The sequence below is a fragment of the Clostridium lacusfryxellense genome (assembly GCF_018861735.1).
Classification (GTDB): Bacteria; Bacillota; Clostridia; order Clostridiales; family Clostridiaceae; genus Clostridium_AD; species Clostridium_AD lacusfryxellense.
Genome location: NZ_JAHLEB010000130.1, coordinates 1 through 1,822 on the forward strand (window position 1 = coordinate 1; position 1,822 = coordinate 1,822).

1 protein-coding gene is annotated in these 1,822 nt (G+C 33.0%); it reads left to right on the forward strand.

Going from position 1 to position 1,822, the window contains the following annotated elements; genetic code table 11:
* Positions 1 to 397 precede the first annotated feature (397 nt).
* A complete protein-coding gene (locus tag KPL55_RS25540) occupies positions 398 to 1,693 on the forward strand; it encodes an IS110 family RNA-guided transposase (protein ID WP_216309562.1) in 1,296 nt (431 codons plus the stop codon).
* Positions 1,694 to 1,822: the final 129 nt, after the last annotated feature.

Genomic DNA, 1,822 nt, shown 5'->3' on the forward strand with positions numbered 1-1,822 from the left:
CTCCTCGTATAATGTAGTTGTAAGCATTGATAATAAATCAGTCATAATAACTACGAATGTTATCACTAATCTCATATCTAATATTCGCAACTCATAATTTTATTTTATCTTGTCTTAATTTTGATTATTATCAATTACCAATATTGGACACTGGAAACCAGTTAATCCACAATGATATAATATCTCCTGAATAGAGAAGATAGATGTGATTCTCCTGAGAGGTAATTAAATTACCTATACTCGTAAAAAAGCGTATCATTCCATCAGTGAGTTTTCTGTGTTTTAGCTGGTTGGGTTTCCAATATTGGAACTACCCGTGTCACAAACGAGGTTGCAGCCTCATTGATAGAAGTGGAATCTCTACTCTATCTCACTTTTACAAAAGGAGATGTTATATATGTCAAAATACCTAAATCGCCTTGTAGTAGGTATCGATGTTGCTTCCGAATTCTCTTTTGCAGCTTTTCTTGCGCCTGACGGCAGTAAATATCGGAAGCCTTTTAAAATCTTCCATACTGCTGACGGTTTTAAGTACTTTCTTGAGCAAATAAAAAAAGCAGAAGAAGAGTTTTCAACAAAGCCTGTGTTCTTTATGGAGTCCACAGGTGTGTATCATCTAACTCTTTTCCACTTTCTAAAGGATAACAATTTCGAAACCTTTGTTATCAATCCTCTTGTTACTAATTGTAACAAAAATAAAGACATTAGGAAAGTGAAAAATGATAGAAATGATGCGTTATCTATAGCAAATTTAGGAAAATTTGAAGATATCAAGGTTTCATCCGACTCCGACATCAAAATTCTTACTCTAAAGTTACTAGTGCGTGATTATTATAAGCTTATTGATACTAGGTCAGTATTTAAAAAGAAACTTAGTAGTTCTTTGTGCATAACTTTTAATGGATATCAAAATGTGTTTGCTAACACCTGTGGATTAGTTTCAATTAATATATTGAAACAGTATCCTAGTCCACAGGCAATTATCTCAGCGCCAAAGCAAGATATTATGTATATTTTACTTAATTCAAGAAAAGGTGTAAAGTGGGCTGAAACAAAGTACACTAAGCTCATAGAATCGGCTGAAAATGCTGAATTTGTTAGTCTACCCGCGCCATGGCTATCTGTTTCTATTACTACTTCTATATCTATTTACGAAGCCATTGATGCTGAAATAGCTACGCTTTTTAAAAAAATTGATGAATTTATAAACAGTGATCAAATATCACCTACTTTCCGCAAAAATATATTGTTATTAATGTCCATACCAGGCATCGGATACAATACAGCAATAACAATATTAGCTGAAATTGGTGGCATAGATAGATTTATCACTCCTAAGCAGCTTGTAGCTTTCTTCGGTGTTGATCCTGCAGTTAATGAATCGGGTAAGTTCAAGGGCGATAGAGTTAAAATGTCCAAACGTGGTACAAGGTTTGGTAGAAGAGCTCTATATGCCGCTGCATTAGCTTCTATTAGGATTAAACGTAATGGTGAAGCCACTAATGAAGTTTTACTTAAGTACTATAAAGAAAACCTAAAAGGCAAGAAGGCAAAAGTAGCTTTAGTTGCAGTTATGCACAAACTTATCAAATACCTATTTGCTGTTTTAAGAAATCAAGAAGAGTACCAAGTTAGAGATCCAAAAATACACCAGAAAATGTTTTTAGAAAACAATAGCATCAAAGTGGCTTAATTAACTATAATATATTCCTTTTTTTACCATCATTCGTGTTTCGAAATGGTCTATTTGCTGAGCCTAAAATTAATGTAAATAACTAAAATAAATTTAAATTAAATAGTTGACTTTAACTAGCTGGTCTTT

What these genes read in the sequence shown, in the direction of transcription:
- KPL55_RS25540 (WP_216309562.1), top strand. Translation starts at nt 398, where the DNA reads ATGTCAAAATACCTAAATCGCCTTGTAGTAGGTATCGATGTTGCTTCC.